Annotated in this window: 27 protein-coding genes; 13 read left to right on the forward strand and 14 right to left on the reverse strand. The window is 37.1% G+C overall.

What is annotated here, in order from left to right:
• The first annotated feature begins 780 nt into the window (after nt 1-780).
• On the forward strand, nt 781-1,065 hold the full coding sequence (locus ACQKNC_RS01670; RefSeq protein WP_427423158.1) for a hypothetical protein: 285 nt from the start codon (nt 781-783) through the stop codon (nt 1,063-1,065).
• Nucleotides 1,066-1,142: 77 nt separating this feature from the next.
• Here the strand turns inward: ACQKNC_RS01670 and phoU are convergent, their stop codons facing one another.
• The 5 genes from phoU to ACQKNC_RS01695 form a co-directional block, all read right to left on the reverse strand.
• Nucleotides 1,143-1,802 carry a phosphate signaling complex protein PhoU gene (phoU, locus tag ACQKNC_RS01675; RefSeq protein WP_427423159.1) on the reverse strand — a complete coding sequence of 220 codons (660 nt, stop codon included), beginning with the start codon at nt 1,800-1,802 and terminating at the stop codon, nt 1,143-1,145.
• Between the two features lie 13 nt (nt 1,803-1,815).
• On the reverse strand, nt 1,816-2,601 hold the full coding sequence (gene pstB / locus ACQKNC_RS01680) for a phosphate ABC transporter ATP-binding protein PstB (RefSeq protein WP_427423500.1): 786 nt from the start codon (nt 2,599-2,601) through the stop codon (nt 1,816-1,818).
• A 60-nt stretch (nt 2,602-2,661) separates the two neighbouring features.
• Nucleotides 2,662-3,540, reverse strand: a complete 879-nt coding sequence (gene pstA, locus ACQKNC_RS01685; protein ID WP_427423160.1) for a phosphate ABC transporter permease PstA — start codon at nt 3,538-3,540, stop codon at nt 2,662-2,664.
• A 1-nt stretch (nt 3,541) separates the two neighbouring features.
• Nucleotides 3,542-4,489 (reverse strand): phosphate ABC transporter permease subunit PstC, encoded by a 948-nt coding sequence (pstC, locus tag ACQKNC_RS01690; protein ID WP_427423161.1) that lies wholly within the window; start codon nt 4,487-4,489, stop codon nt 3,542-3,544.
• 63 nt (nt 4,490-4,552) lie between these two features.
• Complete coding sequence (locus ACQKNC_RS01695; RefSeq protein ID WP_427423162.1) at nt 4,553-5,527, reverse strand: PstS family phosphate ABC transporter substrate-binding protein; 975 nt, start codon at nt 5,525-5,527, stop codon at nt 4,553-4,555.
• Nucleotides 5,528-5,912: 385 nt separating this feature from the next.
• Here ACQKNC_RS01695 and ACQKNC_RS01700 point away from each other — a divergent pair, with 385 nt between their 5' ends.
• Nucleotides 5,913-6,107 carry a hypothetical protein gene (locus ACQKNC_RS01700; protein WP_427423163.1) on the forward strand — a complete coding sequence of 65 codons (195 nt, stop codon included), beginning with the start codon at nt 5,913-5,915 and terminating at the stop codon, nt 6,105-6,107.
• Nucleotides 6,108-6,243: 136 nt separating this feature from the next.
• Here ACQKNC_RS01700 and ACQKNC_RS01705 read toward each other — a convergent pair whose 3' ends face one another.
• The 4 genes from ACQKNC_RS01705 to ACQKNC_RS01720 all read right to left on the reverse strand — a co-directional run bounded on the left by ACQKNC_RS01705 (nt 6,244) and on the right by ACQKNC_RS01720 (nt 12,050).
• Nucleotides 6,244-8,448 carry a peptidoglycan D,D-transpeptidase FtsI family protein gene (locus tag ACQKNC_RS01705; RefSeq protein ID WP_427423164.1) on the reverse strand — a complete coding sequence of 735 codons (2,205 nt, stop codon included), beginning with the start codon at nt 8,446-8,448 and terminating at the stop codon, nt 6,244-6,246.
• A gap of 412 nt (nt 8,449-8,860) precedes the next feature.
• A complete protein-coding gene (locus ACQKNC_RS01710; RefSeq protein WP_427423165.1) occupies nt 8,861-9,466 on the reverse strand; it encodes a superoxide dismutase in 606 nt (201 codons plus the stop codon).
• 195 nt (nt 9,467-9,661) lie between these two features.
• Nucleotides 9,662-10,141, reverse strand: a complete 480-nt coding sequence (locus tag ACQKNC_RS01715; RefSeq protein ID WP_427423166.1) for a DUF456 domain-containing protein — start codon at nt 10,139-10,141, stop codon at nt 9,662-9,664.
• Between the two features lie 277 nt (nt 10,142-10,418).
• Nucleotides 10,419-12,050 carry a Na/Pi cotransporter family protein gene (locus ACQKNC_RS01720; RefSeq protein WP_427423167.1) on the reverse strand — a complete coding sequence of 544 codons (1,632 nt, stop codon included), beginning with the start codon at nt 12,048-12,050 and terminating at the stop codon, nt 10,419-10,421.
• Between the two features lie 194 nt (nt 12,051-12,244).
• On the opposite strand from ACQKNC_RS01720, the gene ACQKNC_RS01725 reads away from it, so the two are divergent.
• The 4 genes from ACQKNC_RS01725 (at nt 12,245) to ACQKNC_RS01740 (ending at nt 14,960) form a co-directional block, all read left to right on the forward strand.
• A complete protein-coding gene (locus tag ACQKNC_RS01725; RefSeq protein WP_427423168.1) occupies nt 12,245-12,766 on the forward strand; it encodes a DUF1189 family protein in 522 nt (173 codons plus the stop codon).
• 53 nt (nt 12,767-12,819) lie between these two features.
• Nucleotides 12,820-13,164 (forward strand): hypothetical protein, encoded by a 345-nt coding sequence (locus tag ACQKNC_RS01730; protein ID WP_427423169.1) that lies wholly within the window; start codon nt 12,820-12,822, stop codon nt 13,162-13,164.
• 95 nt (nt 13,165-13,259) lie between these two features.
• Nucleotides 13,260-14,375: a flavodoxin-dependent (E)-4-hydroxy-3-methylbut-2-enyl-diphosphate synthase gene (gene ispG / locus ACQKNC_RS01735; protein WP_427423170.1), complete on the forward strand. Its 1,116-nt coding sequence runs from the start codon at nt 13,260-13,262 to the stop codon at nt 14,373-14,375.
• A 12-nt stretch (nt 14,376-14,387) separates the two neighbouring features.
• Nucleotides 14,388-14,960: a 5' nucleotidase, NT5C type gene (locus ACQKNC_RS01740; RefSeq protein ID WP_427423171.1), complete on the forward strand. Its 573-nt coding sequence runs from the start codon at nt 14,388-14,390 to the stop codon at nt 14,958-14,960.
• Nucleotides 14,961-15,022: 62 nt separating this feature from the next.
• Here ACQKNC_RS01740 and ACQKNC_RS01745 read toward each other — a convergent pair whose 3' ends face one another.
• Entirely contained in the window at nt 15,023-15,151 is a 129-nt protein-coding gene (locus ACQKNC_RS01745) for a hypothetical protein (RefSeq protein ID WP_427423172.1), read from the reverse strand.
• 256 nt (nt 15,152-15,407) lie between these two features.
• Here ACQKNC_RS01745 and ACQKNC_RS01750 point away from each other — a divergent pair, with 256 nt between their 5' ends.
• Nucleotides 15,408-15,893 carry a hypothetical protein gene (locus tag ACQKNC_RS01750; protein ID WP_427423501.1) on the forward strand — a complete coding sequence of 162 codons (486 nt, stop codon included), beginning with the start codon at nt 15,408-15,410 and terminating at the stop codon, nt 15,891-15,893.
• A gap of 133 nt (nt 15,894-16,026) precedes the next feature.
• On the opposite strand, the gene ACQKNC_RS01755 is transcribed toward ACQKNC_RS01750, so the two are convergent.
• Nucleotides 16,027-16,605, reverse strand: coding sequence for a YdcF family protein (locus ACQKNC_RS01755; protein WP_427423173.1), 579 nt, complete (start codon nt 16,603-16,605; stop codon nt 16,027-16,029).
• A 402-nt stretch (nt 16,606-17,007) separates the two neighbouring features.
• Between ACQKNC_RS01755 and ACQKNC_RS01760 the strand changes: the two genes are divergently transcribed.
• The 5 genes from ACQKNC_RS01760 (at nt 17,008) to ACQKNC_RS01780 (ending at nt 21,212) form a co-directional block, all read left to right on the forward strand.
• Nucleotides 17,008-17,391: a MerR family transcriptional regulator gene (locus ACQKNC_RS01760; protein ID WP_427423502.1), complete on the forward strand. Its 384-nt coding sequence runs from the start codon at nt 17,008-17,010 to the stop codon at nt 17,389-17,391.
• A gap of 32 nt (nt 17,392-17,423) precedes the next feature.
• On the forward strand, nt 17,424-18,752 hold the full coding sequence (locus ACQKNC_RS01765; RefSeq protein ID WP_427423174.1) for a hemolysin family protein: 1,329 nt from the start codon (nt 17,424-17,426) through the stop codon (nt 18,750-18,752).
• Between the two features lie 163 nt (nt 18,753-18,915).
• On the forward strand, nt 18,916-19,320 hold the full coding sequence (locus ACQKNC_RS01770; protein WP_427423175.1) for a hypothetical protein: 405 nt from the start codon (nt 18,916-18,918) through the stop codon (nt 19,318-19,320).
• A 169-nt stretch (nt 19,321-19,489) separates the two neighbouring features.
• Entirely contained in the window at nt 19,490-19,939 is a 450-nt protein-coding gene (locus ACQKNC_RS01775; protein ID WP_427423176.1) for a helix-turn-helix transcriptional regulator, read from the forward strand.
• A gap of 538 nt (nt 19,940-20,477) precedes the next feature.
• Nucleotides 20,478-21,212 carry a metallophosphoesterase gene (locus tag ACQKNC_RS01780; protein ID WP_427423177.1) on the forward strand — a complete coding sequence of 245 codons (735 nt, stop codon included), beginning with the start codon at nt 20,478-20,480 and terminating at the stop codon, nt 21,210-21,212.
• 29 nt (nt 21,213-21,241) lie between these two features.
• On the opposite strand, the gene cyoE is transcribed toward ACQKNC_RS01780, so the two are convergent.
• Nucleotides 21,242-22,192, reverse strand: coding sequence for a heme o synthase (gene cyoE, locus ACQKNC_RS01785; protein ID WP_427423178.1), 951 nt, complete (start codon nt 22,190-22,192; stop codon nt 21,242-21,244).
• 325 nt (nt 22,193-22,517) lie between these two features.
• On the opposite strand from cyoE, the gene proC reads away from it, so the two are divergent.
• A complete protein-coding gene (proC, locus tag ACQKNC_RS01790) occupies nt 22,518-23,318 on the forward strand; it encodes a pyrroline-5-carboxylate reductase (RefSeq protein ID WP_427423179.1) in 801 nt (266 codons plus the stop codon).
• A 738-nt stretch (nt 23,319-24,056) separates the two neighbouring features.
• On the opposite strand, the gene ACQKNC_RS01795 is transcribed toward proC, so the two are convergent.
• Nucleotides 24,057-24,710 carry an alpha/beta hydrolase gene (locus ACQKNC_RS01795; protein ID WP_427423180.1) on the reverse strand — a complete coding sequence of 218 codons (654 nt, stop codon included), beginning with the start codon at nt 24,708-24,710 and terminating at the stop codon, nt 24,057-24,059.
• Between the two features lie 111 nt (nt 24,711-24,821).
• Nucleotides 24,822-25,376, reverse strand: a complete 555-nt coding sequence (locus tag ACQKNC_RS01800; protein ID WP_427423181.1) for a hypothetical protein — start codon at nt 25,374-25,376, stop codon at nt 24,822-24,824.
• Nucleotides 25,377-25,484 lie beyond the last annotated feature (108 nt).

The raw sequence follows: 25,484 nt of genomic DNA on the forward strand, positions 1-25,484 counted from the left end.
CGTTCCAGCTGGGCGCTTTCCTAGGGGCGTCCGATGAGCCGCTTGGGCCAACAGTTGTTTTTTGCGCGAAAGCGTAGTGTTAACGTAGCGACAGCACAGTGTTTTTGTCTGTGCGAAAGCGTAGTGCAACGTAGCGACAGCAACAGCAGGATGTTGGTCACGAAGGCGTTATCACAGGACGTGATGGTTTTAGCCTTCGTTCCTCTATTTGCTAATCCCTAAGGAGCCGCCCAGCCTCCACTCCAATCAAACACTCCGCGTAGCATGTATATTCTGTCATTTTATCCTAATTTATAGTGCTAAAACACAACTTCAGCAATGTTTTTATGTGCGAAAGCGGAGCGGTGGCAACAGAAGTGCTTTTGTACGAAAGTGGAACGATAGCAATAACGCAAGCGAAGGAAGCGGCTGGATACTCGCCATAGGAAAGCGAGTAGCATGGAACAATCCTCATTTAAAGCAACACCATATTTACAATAATCTTCTTAACCGTTTGTTTTTTAACACTATGAAAAAAGAGCATATTATTGGCTCTTCTCTGATTTGCAGACTAATGTTACCCCTAATTGAATTAAGCTGTATTATGATTTAATCGTGAGTCTTAAACAATCAGTATTTTGTAGGAGCGTTGAAATCGTCTCTCTTTTTTACGGTGAGACTTTCTTTATATAGAAGATAATGGAACACACTCCTTTATAACCAGATCTTTTTTGTTTGTTAATCATAGTCATAATAATATTTTGTTTCAGCTTATCCGCTCATACTAATGATGGGGAGCTGTTGATTTTTCACGGAAAGTGGCGACTCCTGTGGGATGAGCTTGCGCTAAAAGCCCCGCAGGAACGTAGTGACGAGGAGATTGATCAATTATGCCTCGGCATAATTGCGTCCGGAATCGGCTTTGTGCCTGCACAAAGAACTCCTTTCCGCGTGACATCCGCCGGAGGCTTTAATTACTTTCAGCGGGTGTCCAAACACCTGTACCTGTCGCTACGCTTTCGATACAGAAAAAAATTGCTGAAAGTAGTTGAAGCCAAGCCAGCGGAAAGCGCCAACTCGGAGTGAAAATTAACCTTTGTTGGATATACACTTTATTCTTATATCGACAAACAAAAAAGAGCCTATCATTGGCTCTTCTCTAACTAATTATTTAATTCATAATGTTTACCTTTGACTAAGTAAAATAAGTGTTCAGCAATATTTGTTGCATGGTCAGCTGAGCGCTCTAAATATCTGCAAACAAATGTTAAGTGTGTGATTTGAGAAATATGTGATGGATTTTCAGCTCCGGCACGTAGCAATAGCGTTATTGTCGCACCATATAAATCATCGACGTAATCATCTAGTTCAGCAATTTCCTTGGCATGAACAGTGTCTTCCTCTGTAAAGGCTTTAATTATACTCTCTAGCATTTCTATAGTCTTATTACACATTGTTTGCAGATTTGTTGTAGGGAAGACAAGCGGCTCTTTTCCAATACGAATCGTTTCTTTTGCAATATTAACAGCATAGTCCCCTACTCTTTCCATATCAGATGCTGCTTTGACAAGCACCATGAGACGACGCAAATCTGTAGCAACAGGCTGCTGCTTAGCAATCATTAAAATAACATGATCATTGATTTCTTCTTCAAGACGATTGATGATTAAATCGTCCTCAAGTATTTTTAACGATGTTTCTAAATCCTGATTTAATAATGCTTCGAATGCTAATTTAAGTGCGTTGATACTACTATTAGCAATCTCGATAAATTGTTCTTGGACTTCTTTTAATTCCTGTTCAAAACGTTCACGTAAGACCATCTAATGCTCCCCCTTAGCCGAAACGACCTGAAATATAATCTTCAGTACGTTGATCTGCTGGTGTTTGGAAGATAACGTCTGTTTTATCGTATTCAACGACCTCTCCATCTAGGAAAAATGCTGTACGATCAGAAATTCGCGCCGCTTGCTGCATATTATGTGTCACAATAATAATTGAATAATCTTTTTTCAGCTCTTGTACAAGTTCCTCGACTTTTAATGTAGAAATTGGGTCAAGTGCAGATGTTGGCTCATCCATTAAAATAACATCTGGTTCAATCGCTAAACAACGAGCTATACAGATTCGTTGTTGCTGACCGCCTGATAAACCATATGCATTTTGATTTAAGCGATCCTTTACTTCATCCCAAATTGCTGCACCACGTAAAGACTTTTCGACAATTTCATCAAGAATCTTCTTATTTTTCACACCGTGGATACGTGGGCCGTAAGCAATATTATCGTAGATAGACTTCGGGAATGGGTTTGGCTTCTGGAATACCATTCCAACACGAGTCCGCAATTCCTCAACAGTATAGCCTTTGTCTAAAATATTACGCTCACGATAAATAATTTCCCCTGATGTTCGAACAATCGGTACAAGCTCTACCATACGATTAAGAGTTTTTAAATAGGTAGATTTCCCACAGCCAGATGGGCCAATTATAGCTGTCACTTCATTTTCATATATGCTTAAATTGATATCTTTTAAACCATGATGATCGCCGTACCATAGATTTAAATTACGTGTATCGTACACTACTTTTTTAGCAACATCAGCTGCTGGCTTTGTAGCCATATGAATCGATTTGACAACTGATTTTTCCTCTTTAAAATCTAGTACCATAAGGTCACCTCATTAATAACGTTTTTGGAATTTATTTCGAATAAAGATGGCAATAGAATTCATCAGTAACAGTACTGTCATAAGTACTAAAATACCTGCTGCCGCTACATTTTGAAATGCCTCTTGCGGGCGTTTTGCCCAATCATATATTTGCATTGGTAAAGCAGTAAATTGACTCAATAAACCATTAGGTAAAAACTGCAAAATAACAGGAATTCCAATAACAACAAGTGGTGCCGTTTCACCAATCGCACGAGACAGCGCTAATATACTTCCCGTTAAAATACCAGGAATGGCAGCTGGTAACACAACATGCACAATCGTTTGCCATTTCGTCGCTCCCATACCATAAGAAGCTTCTCGTTGATCATTCGGTACTGCACGAATTGCTTCCTGTGCCGCAACAATAATAACTGGTAAAATTAATAAACTCATTGTTAAACCAGCTGCTAAAACACTTTTTCCTAATCCCATCATTCGAACGAAAATTGTTAACCCAAGTAAACCAAAAACGATGGAAGGCACACCTGCTAAGTTAGAAATATTCAAACGAATAAAGTCATTTAGTTTATTTTTCTTTGCATATTCCTCTAAATAAATCGCTGTCCCTACACCTAAAATAATGGACACTGGAGCAACAACTGCCATCAGCCAAAGTGAACCTACTAGAGCCGCCTTTATGCCCGCTTTATCTGCAAAACGCGAAGCAAAATTTGTTAAAAAGTCGATTGTTAAATAGTCGACACCCTGTGTCACAATACGGTAAAGCAAAATAGCTAGTGTCACTAATGCAAAGGTCGTTGCTAGTAAAAATAGAGCTTTCCAAACTTTATTGAATGTAATACGCTTTGTCATTCGTTTCATGACGACCGTGTCATCAATATAGCGCATGCTAGTAAACCTCCCTGAAGCGTTTCGAAATAAATTGAGCGAGTAAATTCATCACTAAAGTAAAGATAAATAATGTGAATCCAACTGAATAAATAGAATAATAAATTGTCGTACCATAACCAGCATCACCTGTTGCAACTTGGACAATATACGCAGTCATCGTTTGAATCGAGTCTGTCACATTTAAATCGAATTTAGGTGTAGCGCCCCCTGCCAGTGATACAATCATCGTTTCTCCAATTGCCCGGGAAATAGCGAGAACAACTGAAGCGATAATGCCTGATAATGCGGCTGGTAATACTACTTTAATAGATACTTCAAACTTCGTAGCCCCAAGAGCTAAAGCTCCTTCACGCATACTATTTGGAACAGATGACATAGCATCCTCTGAAAGTGACGTGATCATCGGTAAGATCATAATCCCAACAACAATACCTGGACTAAGTGCATTGAAGAGTTTCAATTCCGGAATAATTTGCTGTAACATTGGTGTTACAAATGTTAATGCAAAGAAACCATAAACGATTGTTGGCACACCTGCTAATATCTCTAAAACAGGCTTAACCGTACGTCTTACTTTTTCGCTTGCATACTCACTTAAATATATTGCTGAAGCAATCCCAAATGGTACTGCTACGACAACAGCAATAAGAGTGACTTTCAATGTTCCTGCGATTAATGGTAAAATCCCAAATAATGGTTCCTTCCCTGAAAAAGGTAGCCACTGTGTACCAAAGAGGAAATCCGTAATCGAAACACGTTTAAAAAATTCAAACGTTTCAAAAATAAGGGTGAAAACAATGCCAAATGTCGTCAATATAGAGATAAGAGCTGCAGAAAATAATAGAGCTGGCATTGCTTTTTCCACTATTTTCTTTGTTTTATGATTGCGCGAATTTGCAATTAATTGCTGCACAGATGTTGTCTTGTTTTCTTTTTGAGAAACCATTGGGTACTCCTTTCAAATAAGGGAGGGAAAGAGCATACATCTCTTTCCCTCTATGCATGTCTCTTATTTTAAGCCTTCTAAAGTTTTTAAAGCTTCAGCATATTTATCTTCTGTTAGAGGGACATAGCCAACTGCTTCTGACATATCTCCCGCGTGTTCAAGAGTAAATTTGATGAAATCATACGCAGCTGCGTTATCTTTCATCGCACTATTTTTTACATAAGTGAATAATGGGCGCGAAAGTGGCTTATAATCACCATCTTTGATTGTTTCATTTGTTGGCTCAACACCATTTACTTTCACAACACTTAATTTATCTTTATTTTCTAAGTAGTAAGCGTAGCCGAAGAAGCCGATTGCGTTTTTGTCACCTGCTACACCTTGAACTAGCATATTATCATCCTCTGATAATGTTGCTGATTTTGCTAGATCAGCACCGTCTAAAATCACTTCATCAAAGTAATCGTACGTACCTGAGTCAGTACCTGGTGAGTAATACACGATTTTTTCGTTTGGCCAAGATGGATCGATATCAGACCATTTTTTCTCTTTACCATCTTCTGCCCAAATTTTCTTTAATTGTTCGACTGTTAAATCCTTCGCCCAATCGTTTTCAGGATTCACGACTACTGATAAACCATCATATGCTATAGGAAGCTCTGTATAAGCAATTCCTGCTTTTTCAAGTTTTGCTTTCTCTTCATCTTTTACTGGACGAGATGCATTAGAAAAGTCTGTCTCACCTGCGATGAATTTTTCAAAACCACCACCAGTACCTGAAACACCTACCGATACTTTGACATCTGGTTGAGTCCCTGCATACTCTTCAACAACTGCTTCAATAATTGGTGCTACTGTTGATGAGCCATCTCCAGCTACAGCCCCTTGCAGTTTTTCGTCAGCAGCGCTTTGCCCTGAGCTCGCTGGTGCGCTTGTTTCTGCATTGTTACCTTTTTGTGCAGAGTCGTTACCACATGCACCAAGCATTAATGCTGAACCCATTACCGCTGTCATCGTTAAGTACTTCCACTTTTTCATCTCATTTGCCTCCGTTACTAACATTTTTATAGTTGTTTGTCTTACAATCTTTACTATAATGACTGAATGTTGAAGTCGTATAAACAGTTCGTAAAAGAGATGTAAAGGAATGTGATGTTTTGTAAACGATTGTAAAGATGAATTTACAATTGCTATCAATATCGCCTTGGCGTAATTACCGCTGTCGCACAGACAAATTGCCACAGGACGTGGTGTTCTTAGACTGAGTTCCTCTAGACACTCACTGAAATTGATCCGCATCCGCATCAATCTTCCCCTTCAGAGGTGGGAGTCTTCTTTTGAATGAAGATAAACTTGCTTCCTATTGGAAAGATGCTATAATAAGCAATTGTGTCAAGAAATAATCTATGAGGAGTTTGACTTTGTGATTAATCATGCAAAAGTACAAAATGCCAATTACTTTAAAACATATTTAACACTTGTTATGGAACATCGGGAATTTACTCTACAGGAAGCCGTTGATTTTATGGTAGAGTCTTATTTTTGTAATAATATAGAGCTTTATGGAATAAAGCCGAAACAACAATTCGAAATAGCTATTCAACAATTATCTGTATAAAAAGTCTTCTATATAAAAATAAATAAAACACGGTATGAAAATTGGAATCTTTCATACCGTGTTTTTGCGGGGTATTCAATAATACTCTGAAACTGTAAAAAAACCGCTAGGCATTGAAATGCACTAGCGGTTTCTCTTATTTTTGCTCTTCTTCACCAATTTTGTCTTTTGAAATAGCTGGTAAAATTGGTTGTTTTACATCACTATCAGTTACTTTTTCGGCTTTATATTTTTCTTTTAACTCAAAATATTTATCGACAGCTTCTCGAGCAATGACATTATTATTTGATAAATGCACACTTGTGTTAGTCGTTGCCCATGGAATAACAACTGCGTAGGCGATTTCAGGATTATCATACGGTGCAAAGCCAACATGAGTTAAGTTAATGGTATTTGTACCAAAATATTGTTTTAACGGCCCATAGTAAACTACTTCTGCTGTACCTGTTTTCCCTGCCGCTGTATACGGTGCATTTCCAAATTGTCTTTTTGCTGTACCTTTTGCGCCCGTATAAACACGACGTAATCCTTTTTTCACATAATTAATTTCATCTGAAGAATTATCAATTTGATTTAAAATTGTTGGTCCTATTTCTGTTACTAATTGACCTAGCGACTCCCCATCTTTTGATGGCTCACGTACCTCTTTCACAACATGTGGTTGAATACGATAGCCGCCATTTGCGATTGTCGAGATATATTGTACCAATTGTAACGGTGTATACGTATCATACTGCCCAATCGCTAAGTCAAGTGCTTTCCCCCCGTAGGCTGGACCAGTTGGACCTTGTACTCCACTAAATTCATTTGGTAAATCAATCCCTGTATTTACACCTAACCCGAATTGCGCATAAGAATTACGCATTTTGGGGAATGTATCATCATTTAAACGAAGTGGCATCCCACGGCTATATGGTGTTCCATTAATAAGCAAAGCTGTTTTAAACATATAAACGTTAGAAGATTGCTCCAAGGCATTTAAACCATCCATTGCAATATAGCCACCATGGTTAAAAATGGATTTTTTCGCATCAGTACCCTTTAACCAAATTGGTTCATCTCCTAATACAGTTGTTGGAGTAATGGCTCCTAATTTATACCCAGTTAGTAATGTCGCTGCCTTAACTGCAGAGCCAGACTCATAAGCTGTTGTAAAGGTACCATACGAATAATCGACGACTTCATTTTTCCCTGTTTCAGGATTTTTCTCAATTTTTTTACCAACATTCGCTAAAATGTCGCCTGTATTTGGGTCCATCATGACTAAAAAGGCACGATCAAGTAAATAAGAACCCCCTTGTGATTTTAGCTTAAGTAATTCTCGCTCGACAATTTTTTCCGTTTCTAATTGTAGCTCACTATCAATTGTAAGTTTTAAATCTTTCCCAGGCTCACCCTCATAGGTCGTAATAGTATCGACTACCTGTCCTTTTTTATTCGTAATATTTTTAACAACTGATTTTTGTCCTTGCAGTAAATCTTCATATTGCGCTTCAATATAACTTTCACCAACACGGTCATTCCGTGAATAATCACGAGCTAAATAATAATTCAGCTTTTCTTTTGGAATGCCTTTTGCTGGTACTGTTGTGCGTCCTAAAATAGCGAGTGATGATAATTTCAGACGCTTCCAGTCAGTTGTTGTGTTAACGCCTGGTAGTTGAGTTAAACGCTCAGAGACACGTGCAAATTCATCGGCTGATACATTTTCACTCTTAATAATTTGCGGTGATAAATTGTAGCCTGATGCCATCTCTCGATAGATTGCTAATACCTCTAAGTCCTTTTCTGTCAATTGCAATAATTCTTCGTTTGTAATTCGTTCACGAACAAGCTTATCTATCTGTGCATTGATTTGACTTTCTGGTACATTTTCTTGTGCTCTAATTTTCTTTTTTTCTTTCTCTGTTACCTTTGCATAGGCAGCGTCATGATTTTTTATGATCCAAAAATCCTGTTTATCACGTAAAGTGACACGGTTTGTTGGCTGCTCAATCAATTGTGCCAGCTTTTCGGCTATGCCTAGCATCTCCTTTGTTGTTGTCGTCGACATTTTTGTATACGTAATGGCATTTTCTGGTTGGTTATCCACTAAAATACGCCCGTATCGATCATACATACGTCCCCTTGGCACGCTTGTATTGACAGCTACCTCCTCTTTGCGCTCTAAATCGCGTACATAATCTTCCCCTTTTACGATTTGCATATAGCCAAGTCTAAAAATTAGCATCGAAAATACGATAAATATAGCAAAGAAAAGGACATTCATACGAAATGTTAAATTAGAATGATGTTTTGCTTTAACACTCGTCGCGCGATTTTTTCCCGGTGCTTTGCGCATATGTATTCCCCTCCTCATCTAATTACAATTTAAATACACACGATATTTAGTATACCATTCGAAGGTACGACAGGAAAGCATGCACTTGCGAATTTATCATTGAAAACATCATTTATTTGACGGCACTTTAAGATGAAAAGTTTCTGTTTTTTACCGATTGCTTGAAAAATAGTTTTTACATTAAATATTGGAGGGTGAGGTACAATGTGAAGCTCCACCCAAATGTTCCGGCTACCGCCCCTCCCTTTTCAGCTGACTAACCGCCAATTTTTTCAGCAGGGTGTTGGGACATTCATCTCCATCTTAAACTATATTGGATACTCCAAAGAATATAGAACCTAAAAAAAGACAGCAAAAAAGGCTATGCCTCGGTAACTCATCACCTTTGACATAGCCTTCTATTAGACAAAAATTATTTTGCAGCTTGGAATTTAGCTTCCACTACATCCCAGTTTACTACGTTCCAGAATGCACCGATGTAATCTGGACGACGGTTTTGGTAGTTTAAGTAGTAAGCATGCTCCCAAACGTCTAAACCTAGGATTGGAGTTTTACCTTCCATAACTGGAGAGTCTTGGTTTGGTGTAGATGTAACATCAACTGAGTCACCATCAACGATTAACCAAGCCCAACCTGAACCGAAGCGAGTTGTAGCAGCTTTTGCAAATTCTTCTTTGAATGCATCGAAAGAGCCGAATTTAGCATCGATTGCTTTTGCAACTTCGCCAACTGGAGTTTTTGAACCGCCTGGAGCGATTACTTCCCAGAATAATGTATGGTTAGCATGTCCGCCACCGTTGTTACGTACAGCAGTTTGTTTGTCAGCTGGAAGAGCATCGATGTTTGCAATAAGATCGTTAATGTCTTTTTCAGCAAATTCTGTGCCTTCTACTGCTGCGTTTAAGTTTGTTACATAAGTATTGTGGTGTTTCGAATGGTGAATTTCCATTGTTTTTGCATCGATATGTGGTTCTAATGCGTCATAAGCGTAAGTTAATTGTGGTAATTCGTAAGCCATTGTTAAGTTCCTCCCTAAAGTAAAGAAATAATTAGTACATTCATAGATTATCAAAATTGGTCAAACCATTCAACGAAAAATACTTCAAATTGAAGATTTCAGCCTTTTGACTGAAAAACCAATACGATTACTATCTTACCCTGTTGTTTTATCAATTATGCCTCGGCATAATTGATAAACTTCATACAAAAAAAATCATATCGCTATAAAGAACAAAACGATCATGACGATTTGAATTACTGCTTTTGAAAGTGTTGATGCTAAGAAGCCAACGAGAGACCCAACACCGCTTTTCACAGCCTCCCCAAACGTACGACGCTCTACGATTAACTCTGCAATTACCGCTCCTAAAAATGGGCCAATTAATATACCTGCAACCGGAATGACGAACGGACCTATTAATAAACCTATGGTACTGCCCCACATACCAGCATTTGAACCACCAAATTTTTTAATACCAAAGGCATTTGCTACAGAATCAGCAACAAATATTATGACAACAAATATAATTTCACTCGCCCAGAACCACCAGCTTAACTCTGCAAATGAAAAAAATAATCCATATACTAAAAAACCACCGAGTAAAAAAAGCACACCTGGAATTATCGGGTATACCAATCCAACGAATGAAATGATAAAACAGGCAATCACTAAGATCCAGCCAACTACTTCCATAAAAAAATCTCTCCTTTGTCTCACCAGGTTAGTTAATTAGAAAACGCTGATCTTCGCTTTAAGCGAGAGCTGAGCCACTTCCACCGCTACAATCAACTAAAAATAGGCTTACATAGCTCAATCTCAAAAAGAAATCCTTTTACCAGTCAATAATCCTAATTAACCCGCTTAATAGTGCAGTGCCTTTCATACGGATTTACAAAGCTAAAGGTTTCATTTATCTTCATTCAGCGGTTGTTTTCTGTAGCGAAAGCGCAGCTATAGCAACAATTACGCCCTAATGTCTAATTCCTAAAATAGAGTCAGCTATATTTACAGCATGATCTCCTATACGCTCTAAATTACTAACGATATCCGTATAGACGATTCCCGCCGCTCCATTACATTCATTTGTATTTAAGCGTGCAATATGCTTTTGTCTTAGCTTATCTTCCATATCATCTATCAAACTTTCGAGTTCAGTTACTTCCTGTGCCAAACTCAAACTAGCTGTATCCAGAGCGGCTATACTTTTTCGTACAGCTTCAATAGCTAAGCTAAACATGCCTATTAAATCTTGTCGAGCTGACTTACTTAAATTTACCTCGTGATGATCTTTATATTGTAAAAGCTCTAAAATATTTTCAAAATGATCACCAATACGTTCAATGTCTCGTACATTTGTTAGAAGTGTATGGTGTCTTACTGAGTCTGCACGAGAAAGTGGCTGCTTAGACACCATCACTAAATAATTCGTGATTTCCTTATCTAAATGATTTAGAGCCATCTCTAGTTGTAAAACTGTAGGAATATGAGCAGCCTCACCTGTTTTCATATATAAAAATGTTTCTTCTAAACCATGAAGTGCATGCTCTCCCATACGTAACACCTCCTCCTTCGCTTGCCCAAGTGCAATCGCTGGAGAAGAATCAATAAATGATGGATCTAAATGCTTCGTTGTCACATCAATATTTCCATCATGGCCAGGAACTAGCTTCGTGACAAGCGCAGCCAATCCTCCGATAAATGGTAGTTGAATCATCATATTAATCACGTTAAATAAGCCATGCGCTATCGCTATTTGCATTTTCGCTTCTAAATGAAATAGCCCGCTAATCCACTGAACGTAATGCATAAATGGTGTAAAGAACACCATGAAAATGAAAGTACCTATTATATTAAATAGCACATGCGCCGCTGCCGCACGTTTAGCATATATAGAAGCACCAAGTGAAGCTAATACTGCTGTAATGGTCGTACCTATATTTTCACCAAATAAAATAGGTAAAGCACTATCTAAGCCAATTAAATGCTCAGCATATAAGCCCTGTAGCACACCAACAGTCGCTGTTGAGCTTTGAACAAGCAATGTAAAAACTGTTCCTAAAAAAATTCCTATAATTGGCTGATCGCTTAGATGTATCGTTAATGATGCAAAGTCCGCTAATTGATGAAGTGTCTGCATGCTTGCACTCATTAACTCTAATCCTAAAAATAATCCCCCGAAGCCAAATAATATTTGCCCGATATACTGATATGTTGATTTCTTAAAGAAAAATAACAACCCAGCACCAATTGCCAATAACGGATAAAAATAAACCCCAATATTAATACCGATAATAAATGCGGTTATTGTCGTGCCAATATTTGCTCCCATGATAATACCGATTGCTTGACGCAATGTTAAAAACCCTGCACTAACTAGGCCAACTGTAATCACTGTCGTTGCAGAGCTCGACTGGATACAAACCGTCACAACAATGCCCACTAACACTCCCATTAAAGGATTTGTTGTAAAACGATTCAGCCATTCACGCAGTCGATCATCTGCCGATTTTTGGAGCCCATCCCCCATGAATTTAATGGAAAATAAAAAGACTCCTAAACCACCTAAAAATTGAAACAGTATGCTTTGCCAATCTATTGTCAATTGTATTCGCTCCAATTCCTACGTCTCTACTACTCTATTCCTAATCTTTAAATGATAGTATAGAAAAAGTAAAGAAAACCTTTAACTTCTTTACACAATATTAACATTTAATTATCGTATTCTCAGTTATTATTACTTATTTCATATCTTGTCAAAGTTGAACATGGTAAAATAGCGATTGGAGGAGATATGTTATGAAACACTCACAACTATTTATCGATAGCTTAATACATCCAAAAAAACTTGCTGCTTATCGTATATTACCTATCGGAAAAGTCATTCAATATACCTTTCTTCTAATAACTGTTGTTACAGTTTTCTCTTTTGGTCGTTTTACGGCTGGTATGTCTGTTGATACATTTGATATGAATAGTTTAAATGGTATAACTGAATACATAGAAGGCGTTAAATGGTTATTATACCCCGTGACATTCATCATGCTTTTTGTTTTTACAACGATGCTTATTTTTGCACAAATTGCCCTTTATGCCCTGGCAGGACTATTTATCTTAAAAGTTATGAAGCGTCGCGGAGAATACCGTCATATTTGGCGTACGACAACATTTGCCATGACTTGGGCAGTTCTTATAAGTATGCTATCAGATTATCTACCGATTAACAGTACAATTATCTCTGTTTTTTCTCTACTTTTAACCGTGACTCTATTAATCGTAGCCATCACAAAATACCCAAAACAACCAATTGCAAAAAAATAATGTGCATGATTCCCCTCTCTTCTAAATATAGTGTTAGAAAAGGAGGGGATTTTTTGCGTGCTTTAGTGTTAACAGCTATCATCATTATTTTTGCTTTTGTCGTGAAAGTAGATTTAACAGAAGGATCATTACATTTTGCTACCTTGTATCCGAAAAATACAGAAAACGCCCTTTGTGAAAAGCAGCGAGAGCCAAATTATATCACTATACAGACTATACAAGGCGATACCATTCACAGTTTATTTGCACTTCATCCTGCAAAAGTACCCATGACCTTTCCTGAACGTTTACAGCTATTTTATGAATTAAACCCGCACTTACAATTACAGGCACTTATTCCTGGTGAAAATATTAAGCTTCCTCTATCATTTGAATTTGAAAATAAATGCGGAAAATGAAAAGTTAGCGTTTCTTCCTTGTCCTTATTTTCTTACACTGCTAAAATAAATGTCAGTGACGGTCGAAAGTATGGCCCGAAAAGGAGAGAAAGTTAATGAGTGAAATTTGTCACCGTACAAATACACGTCCCGTGCGTGTCGGTAACTTAACAATAGGTGGTAGTAATGAATTATTCATTCAAAGTATGTGTACAACAAAAACACATGATGTCGAAGCAACAGTAGCAGAAATTCTTCGTCTCGAGGAAGCAGGCTGTCAAATTGTTCGCGTAGCAGTACCAGATGAGCGTGCAGCTGATGCGATTGCAGAAATTAAAAAACGTATCCATATTCCATTAGTAGCTGATATTCACTTTGACTATAAATTAGCATTAAAAGCAATTGAAAATGGTATCGATAAAGTTCGTATTAACCCAGGTAATATTGGACGTAAAGAAAAAGTAGAGGCTGTTGTTAATGCAGCTAAGGCTAAAGGTATTCCAATCCGCATCGGGGTAAACGCTGGTTCATTAGAGCGTCACATTTTAGAAAAATATGGTTACCCTACTGCAGATGGTATGGTAGAATCTGCACTTCATCATATTAAAATTTTGGAAGACTTGGACTTCCACGATATTATCGTATCAATGAAAGCATCAGACGTAAATTTAGCAATTGAAGCTTATGAGAAAGCGGCTAAAGCATTTAATTATCCTCTACATTTAGGAATTACTGAATCAGGTACATTATTTGCTGGTACTGTAAAATCAGCGGCTGGCCTTGGTGCAATCCTTTCAAAAGGTATTGGTAATACGTTACGTATTTCACTATCTGCAGACCCTGTTGAAGAGGTAAAAGTAGCACGTGAGCTATTAAAATCATTCGGTCTTGCTTCTAATATGGCAACCCTTATTTCTTGCCCAACATGTGGTCGTATCGAAATTGATTTAATTTCAATTGCCAATGAAGTTGAGGAATATATTTCTAAACTTAATGTACCGTTAAAAGTCGCTGTTCTTGGTTGTGCGGTAAATGGTCCTGGTGAAGCACGCGAAGCCGACATCGGTATTGCTGGTGCTCGTGGTGAAGGTTTACTATTTATGAAGGGCAAAACAGTTCGTAAAGTGCCTGAAGAAACAATGGTTGAAGAGTTGAAAAAGGAAATCGATAAATTAGCAGCTGAAATGGCAGAAAAACGCGCAGCTGAAGAAGCAGAAAAAGCAAACGCCTAAGGAGGTGCTAGCATGAAAAAGCCCCGCTTTGGTATTGATATCGATGGAACTGTGACATGTCCTAGTACACTCATTCCACATATAAATAAACAATACAATGTAAATATTACGCTTGACGATGTGTGCGAATATGATTTTTTATCAGCATTCCCCCACCCCGTTGATCGTGTAGCATTTAATACATGGTTTAAAGAAAATGAGCCGTTTATGTACGAAGTATCTGAAGCGGCTAAAGATGCACAAGATATTTTAAATACGTGGAAAGAAAACTACGAACTTTATTACATCTCTGCTCGTGGTGAAAATGTATCAGAGGTTACGGTAAATTGGTTTAAATCACAATCTATTCCGTACGATCATATCGAGCTCATCGGTAGTCATGATAAGGTTTCTGTAGCAAAAAAGCATGGTGTTGAGGCATTTTTTGAAGATAAACATGATAATGCGGTCATGCTTGCGGAGGAATTAAAAATACCGGTCGTATTATTTGACACTCCATATAACCGTCTTGCTGTTCCGGACAATGTCGTACGAGTTTATAACTGGCAAGAAGCCAACCAATTTATCACTAACTATTTTAAATAAATCAAAGACTTTTGCTGAAATAGGTTAAAAGAGTCGTGTTCATGGACACGACTCTTCTTCTTTTATACCACAAGTATCCCTCGTAACCAACGCTCAACAAAATTTTCAAAGGTAATACCATAGTTTTCATAAACAGCATGGTACACGAAATAAGTTCCTAATCGCTCCAGTAATTCATCATTAATCTTCATCACAAACCGCTCCCTTTCTTTTATCAATTTCGCCTTGGTGTAATTGTAGCTTTCACTATAGAAAATATTGTTGAACGTAGATGAATTAACTAAATTTTCAGATACTAAAACTTCCAATTTCTTGACCATTCGAGCGAAGGTCGTATCGTTGCAAAACCGTCACAATCTACCGTCCTCATGCCCTTTCTTCACCGTTTTCTTTTCGTTAATATAGTAATAACAACTTGCAATATTGGAGGGACTACTTGTGAGATGGATGACAAAAGTAGCTTGTATAACATGTCTTTGTGCGTTGCTAGCTGGCTGTGATAATTCGCTCTCTGAAATTAAAGAAGCGGTTTCAGGCATAAATTCAGCAGCAGAAACTGCAGCTAGTGCAGTTGGTCGTGATGTACATGCTATACGAGCAATTGACATTAACTATAAAGATACATCTTTTACGGTTAATGACCTATTTAAAACTATTTTACGTGACGTACGCTGGGATTATGACGCTGAAAAAAATGAGCTTCATGTGAGAGGTACATGGCAAGCACCTCTATTTTCTGAACAACAGTGGGATGATTCGATGAAAAAACAACTAGCAGAAACAGGAGTAGTAAGGGTTACGTGCACTATTAAGAACAATAAAATTGATAGCACTCTCACAAATGTAACACTTATTTTTAATGACAAAACTATTCTAGAAATGACTGGCGAAGATGCGCTTCATCACCTATATGATACATATTTACAAAAATAAACTCCGTGGTTTTTAAACAAAGCTGTTCAAAGATTGTTACTATTTAAAAAAGGCAGATTTAATCTACAAAACGTGTAGATTAAATTCTGTCTTTTTGTTTTGATACTTCGTGAACCGCGAGAAGAATGTGATGCTAGGTGAGGATATGTATTTTTTCTAAATAATACTTCACGATAGCTAAATATTCTCTGGAGTAATACTTAATACGATATTCTGATGGTGTTGCAGCTGGTAAGCCGGTAACGTTAAGTCCTAAATCTTTAGCAATGGATTCAGCTCGATATAGATGGAATCGGTTTGTCACAACTACAACTGTGGAATCTTTGGCTATGTAATCCAATGAATACTGAAAGTTTTCAAGAGTGCGAGTAGATTTTGATTCGGTGATAATTCGTTTTTCATCAATACCTAATTGCATTAATGATTCTTTAATTACAGAAGCTTCAGACACAATTTCGTCCTGCCCCTGGCCACCAGAAGCAATTGCAATTGTATTTGGATTTTCTTTTAAGTATGTAGCTGCGGTCTTGATGCGCTCGAACAGCAGACTAGACGGTTGATCCCCCGATAAACGTGTACCTAAAATAATGAGGTAATCTGCATTTTCTTTCGCAGTATCTTTGCCTTGAGACACGATAAGTAAGTGTAGGCAAAGAAAAAAAACAAACACTGCCGCGAGCAATATAGTGATAAGCTTATATACCTTCTTCATAATAACCTCCCTTATACACTGTAACGATTGACATGATATACATTATCTGTAGCAAATTTCAATATATGAGATTGTTTTTTAAGCTGTTTTCTAAAAGATTGTTGCTATTACTACTCTTTATATCTTTTATTAAATAGTCTGTGGAATAAATATAAAAAGACAGTTACTGAGCTCAGAATAGAAAATTGTATTGTTGATGTCCAAAATATAATTATAACATCTGCGCCTAAAACAATCTCGCCCGGTGGCAGTTCTTTTGTAAATAAGCCCACCCCCCTTCAAGAAATCTTACAATTTAGAAATATCGGGCTCTTCTATTTGAAACTAACTAAACCAGCAAGTTATAATCAAAGTATCACGTGATGGTTTGGAGGTGTTTGCATTGGGACAGAGAAATTAAAAATTGGCGAGCTTGCAGAAAAAACAGGCATTACAAAAAGAACAATCGATTATTATACAAACATTGGCTTATTAGAAGCAGAACGTTCTGCATCCAATTATCGCTACTATACCCCTTCAATGATTGAACGACTTCATTTTATAGAGCAACGCAAACAACAAGGTCGTTCACTCATAGAAATACAACATGAACTAAACATCACACCGTATGAAGAAATCAATGTACAAATGCTACGTGTAAAAATGCAAGATTTAGAGCAGGATGTAACTTCTCTACTTGAACAAATAAACAAACAAGATAATAAAGATATTGAAAAAATAAAAAAAAATGTTTCACCCGAAAGTATTGCACTCATGCAATCTTTACTTTTACTTATTCATAATTAGGAGGTGACGTTCTGTCCATACAGAACGACTATTTGGAGACCATACTCAACTTATCGATTTTCACCATTTTATTAACTTTAACTGGATTTTTTGTGGCAACAGAATTTGCCATTGTAAAAGTGCGTTCCTCAAGGCTTGACCAATTGATTGCGGAAGGCAATAAAAGAGCCATTTCTGCAAAGTATGTTGTTAATCATTTAGACGAGTACTTATCTGCCTGTCAGCTTGGTATAACTGTAACAGCACTTGGTATCGGGATGGTCGGTGAAAAAACCTTTGAATTTATGTTACACCCTCTTTTTGATTTGATCGGCATTTCAGATAAATATATGACGGTTTTTACAATTGGTAGTGCGTTTGCCATTGCAACATTTTTACACGTTGTTGTCGGGGAGTTGGCACCAAAAACTGCTGCGATTCAAAAAGCTGAAACGATTACACTTCATTTTGCCAAGCCTATTATGTTGTTCTATAAAGTGATGTATCCATTTATCTGGTTCTTGAATGGCTCAGCTCGAGTATTAGTTGGCATATTTGGTATGAAGCCTGCTTCTGAGCACGAGTTATCACATACAGAGGAAGAAATACGATTACTGCTATCTGAAAGCTTTAAAAATGGTGAAATCAATAAAACAGAGCTAAAGTTTGTAAATAATGTCTTTGAATTTGATGAACGTATTGCTCGTGAAATTATGGTTCCTCGAACAGAGATTGTTGGAATTGAAAAAAATGAAACTTTTACAAATATGATTCATTTTATCGCCGCTGAAAAATATACTCGTTATCCTATTTACGATGGTGATCGTGATAATATTTTAGGCTTCATCAATGCCAAGGAATTGTTTACTCATGGTTTGCTTGAGCAACTTACAGATGATTCATTAGTCCTTGAAGATTTCATTAATCCTGTCATACGAGTAATTGAAACTATTCCAATTCAAGACTTACTTGTGCGTATGCAAAAAGAGCGAATTCATTTAGCCATTTTAATGGATGAATACGGTGGGACATCAGGACTTGTAACAGTCGAGGATATTTTAGAAGAAATTGTCGGTGAGATTCGTGATGAATTCGATGATGATGAAATTGCAGAAATCCGAAAAGTAAGTGACAATCACTATATTTTAAATGCAAAAATGCTCATTGAAGATGTTGAAAAACTATTAAATGTGACACTTGAAGCAGAAGAAGTCGAAACATTGGGCGGTTGGTTTTTAACAGTGAATAATGGCATTAAAGCAACTAAAAATATTGAGCTAGCCCCATATCTATTTAGTATTTATGAGCAGCAAGGCCATCGAATTCATTACATCGAGGTTCGTCCCCTTCGCAATATTATACCTACTGTATTAGAAGCATAATACGATACAATTTTTCGCTAGTTTTTAACAAATTTAGCATTACAATTATCATTCAAATAGGGCTATTCTAGTTTTTCCAAATACTTTTGTCTTATTCCATTATTAGGCATATCCATATATAATAATTATATGGATATGATTCTATTTTCAGGGGGTATTACATATGAAATTGTTTAAGCTATATCATTCGGACGGTATTCACATCATTACCGACGTCAAAAAACACAAAACTAACATTGAATTAAAAACAATTACAGGTGAAGTATTATATATTATCGTAGTAACAGATGAAAACTATACGGTGTACGATGATCGCTTTGCTGGTGCTTCAAAGCAATTAAATTCTGTAGAGGCATTTGATATTGACGGAAACTTCCGTAGTTTAGATTTCGATAATATGCGTTTACTCTTCAAAGAGGCATTTACGATGCTATTACAAGAAATTGCAGAATGTGTCAATGATAACGATGAGCTAGTAGATATTGATACACTACGTCATAAAGTAAGCGCTCAAATTAAAGGTATTCATTTCCGCGTTATTTCTGACACGAAAAAATACGAGATTTAAACATCCAACAGATTGTCCCAATGAATAGATTGAGGGACAGTCTTTTTTTACGTTACAATTATTAATTTCTCTACTCGCAATTTAACCTCAGTTACTCTCGAAACAGAAACCACCTCTTCACACTTTCATGTATAATAGTATTTAACTATCTGAAAGAAAGGGTGTTTGGATGGATCGTGAACAATTAATCACACTTATTTCAGAAAAACTGAAATTAATCCGTACCGAAAAAGATTTAACACAGGATCAAATGAGTGATTTACTAGGCCTCTCTAAAAAAACACTTGTTCAAATTGAAAAAGGTCGTATTCATACTGGTTGGACTACAACGGTTGCGGTTTGCGCATTATGCCGAGAAAGCTCAATTTTACAGCATGAGCTTGGCGGCGATCCACTTGAGGTTGTCGACTTAATCGCTAATAATGGAACACTACAACCTAAGGAAAAAACGATGGGTGGATACATATGGTGGAAAAATCTTAGCGAGTACAATGGTTATCGCCTACAGCAAAATGTCATTAGTCAGCATTTTCGAATTTTAGATACAGAAAACTATCGACTAGTATCAACATTTGACGAGTCAATAGCCAAGCAAGCATGGGAAAAGCTTCAAGAATAATTAAATACTCTGCATAACGTATAAGCATTACATACAAATACTTCTACGTTATGCCCGAGTAGTATTAGCATTGCAAAAAACTTTGTAATGCTACACTTGTGCCACTATCTTCTCCATTCGCTCTTTTTCTTTATTTATGGCTTCCTCTCCCCCTACTATCCCTTTTCACAATGCCTTTATACCTTGTGTCTTTAAATTACCTTCATCTCCGGCATTTAGAGAGAGGCTATCTTTTTCTTTCGCTACAAAAATATCACTGGATGAAGATAAATCTATTTAAAATGGCATCACTATTTTCTTCATATTTTGCTGAGATGGCTGTAGCATCTAATTCTCCCCCTTCACTATTCAAACCCTAAAGACAATTGAATAAAGAAATGGAATCACTTTGTCATATGCTAAAGTGTAACTAGAAACCGATAGTATGGAGTGAGAAACTTACCTTCAACCTTTTGTTAAAGTTACATTAGTCGAAATTTGTAAAACTATTCTCTATACTTAATAACAGCTTCTCTAATACTGGAAAGGATGCTCTTTTATGGATCGAATACTAGCAATTAGTGATATACATGGGGAATTAGAACTTTTTGAAGAATTATTATTAAAAGCTAATTATGATACTATGCAGGATCAGTTATTTTTACTTGGCGATTATATTGATCGAGGACCTGCATCATGTGGCGTTTTAAACTTAGTGGGTGAATTGCAAGCAAAAGGTGCACGTGTTCTACTAGGAAATCATGAAGCCATAATGCTAAAAGCTTGTCGCTCTGGCCATCCTAAACCCTGGAATCATTGGGTGGGACTTTGCGGTGGCAATGCCACACTTGCAAGCTATGGATATCAATTAGAAGATTTTAAGGAAGCCATTGAAAACGATACGTTATCTAGCTTTATTCAGACCTTACCAAAGCTCGAAGAACATTTACAACTTATCGAAACTTTTGATACTTACATCGAATTAGAGGATGCCATTTTTGTACATGGCGGTGTTGTGCCTGGAGTAGCTTTGGCAGAGACAGATCCTATACAATTTCTATGGATTCGTGAAGAATTTCATGTAGGTTATCAAGGTGAGAAAACTGTAATCTTTGGCCATACACCTACCTATCGACTTCACCAAAATCCAACAGATTACAGTGTCTATTTTGGTGAAAATAATATTATCGGTATTGATGGTGGAGCTGTTTTTGGAGGTAAGTTACACGCATTGGATTGGCCAAGTCGTCAAATAACATCAGTGGAAAAGGTAAAGCCAACAAGTGTAGAATAACCTGTTGGCTTTTCGTGCTAGATATAGGTTTAATACAATTTAAAAATAACACCTACTAAAGAGTATACAATAACCGTTGTAAATAAAATTGTCATATGGATAAGTGAGAAAACAAACATTTTTGTCGCCCACTTTATTTGATCTTTATTACTGTGATAACCGTAAATACTCATAATAAGCCATGCAATGCTTAACAATAGTGCAACAAGCATAATGCCTACACTTAAAGTACCAAATAATAAGCTTGATAATATTAATAAGATTAAATAAAAGTTCGATTGATAATAAGTGCGTCGCATCCCTTTAACAACCGGAAGCATTGGAACACTGGCCGCTTCGTAATCGGCATGCTTACGAATGGCGATGGCATAGAAATGAGGCATCTGCCAAATAACCATAACGAAAAATAGGCCAAGTATCGCAGGATGTGTAATATCAGAAGAAACAGCGGCCCAACCAATATAAGCTGGAATCGCCCCACCTATACTCCCTATTTCCGTATTATAAATCGTATGTCGTTTTGTCCACATTGTATAAGGTACTACATATAAAAATACCCCTAAGAGACCAAATCCTGCAGCTAATGGAGAAGCAAGTGCCAACACAGCTGCCCCAATAATGAGCATGGCAAATGCTAAAATCAACGCTGATTTAGCTGACATTTCACCAGTTACGGTTGGTCGACTTTGCGTACGTGGCATTATAGCGTCGATGTCGCGGTCATACACATTATTAAATGCCCCAGCAGCACCAATAACAAGTGCTGAGCCAATCGTTGCGAAAATAATTTCAGGTATATTCTCTACAAAAGTCATTTTATTTTTGTACATACCTAGCGTTAAACCAGCCCACATAGGGATTAGATTGGATTTAATGATTCCTGTTTTTACTGTTTGCGCTAAAATAGAAGAGCGTGAGGACTTCTCCAATGACTTCTTGGAAGATTGTAGTTTTTGCTCCGTTTTTAGATTTTGTTCCATTCATCTTAATTCCTTTTCTCTCTTAATTTCTAAACGCTTTGCCATTAGAAAGCGACAAATTTTGCATTACATATCAAATTATTATTCTACCTCTTTTAGATAGAGTCTGTCTCAATGTTCACATAAAGTACATGATTTCTTTACCCTTTATATTCTACCTAATGAACATAGAGATACACGTTCATTCACAACATCTTCTATGATACCACCGACTGACATGAATTTGAACCTAATTGACTTGATTCTTTGCATATTACTATTCAAGTAAAACAATCTACTCTATACTAAGGTGTATGTTTTAACTATGTGAAGGAGTGTCTAACACGTGAAATACGGATTTATCGGCCTTGGAAATATGACTACAGCCATTATTAAAGGAATGTGTAAAAGCGGAGATTTTAATTCTACTTTAATTTACGGCTATAATCGTACCAAAGCAAAAACAACTAAATTAGCAACCTCTTACGGTATTCAAGCCGCAAGCTCTATTGAAGATATTATGTCAAATTGTGACGTTATTATCCTCGGTGTCAAACCCCAAATGTTACCAGATGTTTTACCAGAGGTGAAAAAGCATTTACAAGACAACCATGTCATTGTTTCAATTGCTGCTGGTAAAAATATAACATATTTACAAGGTTACCTATCTGAAGTTACCCCTATTATTCGTGTAATGCCAAATATTAATGCGCTTATCGGTGCCTCGACAAGTTGCTATACAGTGAGTGAACAAGTATCAGATGTTCAGCTTCAGCGTGTCATTTCACTATTTGAAACAGTTGGTACAATTATCGAAGTGCCTGAACACTTATTTTCCATATTTACAACGATTGGTGGTGCATCACCAGCATTCACCTATATGTATATTGACGCTTTAGCACGTGCTGCTGTACGTGAAGGGATGCCAAAAAACATGGCGCTTGATATTGCGGCAAATGCAGTACTCGGCAGTGCAAAAATGATTTTACAATCACAGGAACATCCTTGGGCACTTGTAGATCAGGTATGCTCGCCGGGAGGGACAACTATTCAAGGTGTATCCTCTTTACAAAGCAATCATTTTGAAACAACGATTCACGATGCAGTAGCTGCTGTGACTGACAAAGATCGAAGCTTATCAAAATAGCGCTTGATTAATCTACTAAAGAAAAAAATGAAAGAGGCTGGGACAAAAGTGTTTCAGCCAACAAAAATACCGAACTATCCAATGAAACGCTCATGAAGTGTTTCGGAATAGTTCGGTTTTTCTATTTATCGTGTTTTGTTAATTTAGAGATTATTCGGCTTTATAAAGGAACCATTTAGTTATGTCCCAGCCTCCTTTTCATGTTGTTGAAAACAAAATAGTCAAGAGAATTTTGTGAATGCTGCGTGTTTTAAATAAAGGTGTTTTTCTTTTCAGATCTAGGATTTATTTGAGCGCCGCTTCTTTATCAATGAGAGGAGATGGCTTATCTGATCACTTCTTCTCCAAAGCGGAGCAGTTTTCCTGTGGGTAAGCTTTAGCCTTTCATTGTAATTGTCGCTACGTTGCACTGCGCTTTTGCATAGATTACATTGTTGCAGCCGCATAAGACTTGTTACTGAAGTTTAGTTTTATCATTATTAATTAGAGTTATATGCCAGAAAATGCACGCTGAGTGAAGTGGTTGATTGGAGTGGAGGCTGGGCGACTCCTTGGGGATCACAGCGTCACAGATGAGACCCTGCAGCGAAGCGAAGCGGCTCATCGGACGCCCCCAGGAAAGCGCCCAGCCGGAACGGAAATCAACCCCTCGCTTTGGCTAAGAACCATACTTTATTTATTATAATAGTTTTCAAAAACATGGAAGCCGAGACATCATTCGTGTCTCGGCTTTTCATTTCATTGAATATTACCTTGTAATTCCTGTGCTAAAAATGCAGTTAGATCACGCAGATTTTCCGGTGTAACACCATGACCATCTGGATACTGTTTAAATGTCACAGTAGCACCAAATTGCTCAAATTTTTCTTTACTTTCAGCGCCCCATTGCGACGGGATGACATAATCATAATCACCATGAGAAATAAATGCATGTAAATGATTGACTGGGCGAATTGCATATTCCTCTGTCACGAATTTTGGCGTGTAGCCACTTAATGCTACTATTCCCGTAATTAAATTCCCCATTGCAAAAGCAAGTGACTGTGCCAAAACTGCCCCTTGACTGAATCCAAGCAAGTACACTTTATGTGGATCAATTTGATATTCATCAATAGCCTCTAGTATAAATCGTTGTAGAGCAACTAACACTTTATCGAAAATTTCACGGTCTGGTTTACCGACCTCTTGAATCGTGAAAAAAGCATAGCCCGGCTTATGTGTAATAGGTCCACGTAAGCTAAAAACATGGCATTGCTCTTTAAAGTCCTGCACTAATTGCGGTAAATCGTCTTCATTGCTTCCCATTCCATGCAATAAAAAAATCGCTGGATATTTTTTATTTGGGTCCATATTCGTTGGTTGTGTATGTTTAAATGTAAATGGTGTATTCATGATTTAAATTCCTTTCAGGTGAAACTTAGTACCACCTTATTATACTACATATAATACCTGGTCAAAAACAGGATGCTTCATTATTCGCCATCCCACAAAGGCTCTTCGCTATTAAAGTTTCACTTTATTAATAATCCCGTCAGTGTGATAAGCAATATAGCCGTTAATTATGCGAATCGTTTCTTGTGGATCTGCGTTAAATAGCACTTTTGATTGTTCTGGTGTTGAGACAAGTACTGTTAATAAATCTACGCGCATTGAATGTCCAGCAGAGCTATAAGCATAATCATAAACAATATCTTCCTCTGTAACATTTTCTGTCTCATACTGCTTATGGAACAATTCTTTAGCAACATCCATTTGCTCCGCGACATGCTGACGAATACGCATTTGATGCATTAATAGTTCTTCCTCAAGTACAGTGGCCCTTAACCACTCTTTCTTTTCGAGCATCTTCAAAAATTCTTTTTCCCAAACTTGCTCAATTTCAGTAAAATACAGCATATTTATCATTAAATTATCCCAAAAATCAATTTGAGATTGCGCTGATTTACGTTGTATCTCTATTGTCTCTTTAAAGTGTTCTTCAACCTTCGTAATATTCATATTGCGTACTAAATGATTACATACATTTTCAATAAATTTATTTGCCACTTCTTGTGCCATCAAAAAACCCGTCCTTTATATCTACAAATCTTTTCCCCATTATCATACCATGATTGTAGAACATAAAGAAACGGGTAACGTTTAGCTCTGCAATGTAGATTATAATAG

This window comes from Lysinibacillus sp. NPDC094177 (genome assembly GCF_050279145.1).
In the GTDB taxonomy this organism is placed as follows: Bacteria; Bacillota; Bacilli; order Bacillales_A; family Planococcaceae; genus Lysinibacillus.